This is a genomic window from Streptomyces camponoticapitis (assembly GCF_014646115.1).
Classification (GTDB): Bacteria; Actinomycetota; Actinomycetes; order Streptomycetales; family Streptomycetaceae; genus Streptomyces; species Streptomyces camponoticapitis.
Genome location: NZ_BMMV01000059.1, coordinates 1 through 2,990 on the forward strand (window position 1 = coordinate 1; position 2,990 = coordinate 2,990).

A 2,990-nucleotide genomic window follows, 5' to 3' on the forward strand; every position below is an offset into this window, starting at 1 on the left:
AGATCCAGGCTCTGGCAGGCGGCGATCCGCTTTTCGAGACCCATTTCGTCTACAACCATTTCCATGTACTGGGTGAGGCGCTGGAGAACGCGGACGATGTCGAGATCGTCGACATGTCGGACGGCTCCTACATGCAGACGCGGGTGGAACCCACGAACTTCCCCTTCACCTGCGGGTTTGTGCGTGATCCGTGGTCCGGGGAGATGGTGCTCATGCTGAGTTTTCACCGGCGTGAGTTCGCGGGGGATCAGGTGCGTGCGTATCGGGACTACTACCTGCGGGTGCTGTCGGCCCTGGTGACGGGTCCGCGGTGCCGGGTGGAGGAGGTGGATGTGCGGTCCGGGGCGGAGCGGCGGGCCCTGGCCTCGTGGAATGCCACACACGCGGACTTGTTGTGGGGGTCGGTGGATGAGGGTGTGGCTGCCCGGGCTTTGGAGTGTCCGGGTGCTGTGGCGGTGCGTGATCGTGGTGTGTCGCTGACTTATGGGGAGTTGCTGGCGCGGGCGGATGGTGTGGCGGCTGTGCTGCGGGATGCCGGTGTCGGGCGTGGTGCGGTGGTGGGGTTGTGTGTGGAGCGTTCGGCGGATCTGGTGGTGGGGATGCTGGGTGTGCTGCGGGCCGGTGGTGCTTATCTGGCGCTTGATCCGGCTTATCCGCGTGAGCGTCTGGCGTTCATGCTGGAGGATTCCGGTGCCCGGGTGGTGGTGGGTCATGAGGAGCTCTTCGAGCGGCTGCCGCTCGATGGCCGTGTGACCGTCGACATCCGCAAGACCCAACCGGCGTCCGACCCCGCACAGGAAGCCGGCAACCGGGGCCAGGATGTCGCCTGCCTTGTGTACACATCAGGGTCGACAGGGACGCCGAAGGGTGCGTTGCTGACACATGCCGCAGCTGTGCGGTTGGTATGTGGGTCGGACCTGGCGGAGTTGTCGGAGTCGTCGGTGGTGGCGCAGCTGAACGCGGCTTCTTTCGACCCGCTGGTGTTCGAGGTGTGGGGCGCACTGCTCAACGGCGCATGCCTGGTGATCGTCCCACCCGAAGCGGTGACTTCCCCCGAGGAGTTGCGTGCCTTGGTACGTGGGGAGGGGGTGACGGTGATGGCGATCGTGTCGTCGCTGTTCAATGCGACAATTCCGGTGGTGCCTGATGTTTTTGTCACCCTGGATCAGGTGCTCGTGGGCGGCGAGGCCATCAATCCCGCCACGGTGGAGCGGGCGCTGGAGGCCGGAGGCGCGCGTTTCTCCAATATTTACGGCCCCACCGAAGCGACGACCGTTTCGACGTGCGAGTCGTTGGTGGCGGGATCGGTGTCGGCGGGGCGTATCGGTCGGCCGATCAGGAACACACAGGCCTGGGTAGTGGACCGGTTCGGGTGCCTGGCACCGCTGGGTGTGCCGGGTGAACTATGGCTGGGCGGCCCCGGCGTGGCACGGGGATACGCGCGGCGGCCGGCGCTGACGGCCGAGAAGTTCGTGCCCGACGCTTTCTCGGGGGCCATCGGCGGGCGTCTGTACCGCACGGGTGACCTCGCGCGGTGGCTGCCGGACGGCACCCTGGAGTTCGTGGGCCGAGCGGACCACCAGGTCAAGGTACGGGGTTTCCGGGTGGAGCCGGGCGAGGTGGAGGAGGTGCTGCTGTCGCATCCGGGGGTGGAGTCCGCGGTGGTGGTGGCATCACGGGGTCCGAACGGTGTGCTGCGGCTGGTGGGTTACACACAGGGTGAGGGCCTGGGCGCGCCGGACGGAGGGGAGTTGCGGGCCTTTCTCGCCGAGCGGCTGCCGGAGTACATGGTGCCGCTGCACGTGATGATCCTCGACGCCCTGCCACTGCAGCCCAACGGGAAGGTCAATTTCCAAGGCCTGCCCGAGCCCGACGTCAGCGCCGGCATGGACTCCTATGTCCCACCCGCCGACGAGATCGAGGAGGCCATCGCCCGGATCTGGTCCGAGGTCCTCGGAGTCGAGCGTGTCTCCGCCACGGACGACTTCTTCGACCTCGGCGGACACTCCCTGCACGCCATCCGTGTCAGAACCCGCATCAGCACCCGGCTCGGCACGGACATCGACATGAACGACCTGTTCGAGGCCAACTCCCTGCGGGCGCTGGCCGACCGTTGCAGGGCACTGCCGGTCGCGACGACCGACGTGTCGCGGGCGTTCTGGGAGCGGGTGGTGGGGGAGTGGGAGCGGCCGTTGCTTCCCCGGTTGCCGCTGGCGGAGCGTGGTGGTGTTCGGCTGCCGGTCGACGAGGCCGGCGAGGCCGGCGTGGTGGAACAGGTTTCGGCGGGGAGTGAGGTGGGTTACGGCTCGCTCGAGACGCGGCTGGATGCCGGGTTGTGTGAGGGGTTGGAGGCTCTGGCCCGGCGGTTGGGTCTGCCGTTGAAGAGTGTGCTGCTCGGGGCGCACCTGATCGTGCTCTCCAAGCTGACCGGACACCCTCGCCCCGGCACCGGAGTGCTGACTGACGCACAGGGACCCGGCCTCAATTCAGTGCCGTTCTCGGTTCCGGTGGAGGGCACGCTGGAAGACGTCATACGAGCGGTCTTCGCCTGGGAGGCGGAGATCCTGCCGCACCGGGGGTTCCCCCACGCCGACATCCAGGAACTGGCAGGCGGGATGCTGCACGAGACGCAGTTCCTCCACCAGCCCTATGGGCCCGGTGAGACCCCGGAGACCCCGGAGGCGCCGAAGTCGTCGTTCGTCTGCGGGTTTGTGCGTGATCCGTGGTCCGGGGAGATGGTGCTCATGCTGAGTTTTCACCGGCGTGAGTTCGCGGGGGATCAGGTGCGTGCGTATCGGGACTACTACCTGCGGGTGCTGTCGGCCCTGGTGACGGGTCCGCGGTGCCGGGTGGAGGAGGTGGATGTGCGGTCCGGGGCGGAGCGGCGGGCCCTGGCCTCGTGGAACGACACACACGCGGACTTGTTGTGGGGGTCGGTGGATGTGGGTGTGGCTGTCCGGGCTTTGGAGTGTCCGGGTGCTGTGGCGGTG

General features: G+C 67.5%; 1 protein-coding gene. It reads left to right on the forward strand.

Annotated features, from left to right (window positions below):
• The coding region (locus tag IEY79_RS37010) for a non-ribosomal peptide synthetase (protein ID WP_189112044.1) at positions 1 to 2,990 on the forward strand (2,990 nt) is incomplete at both ends.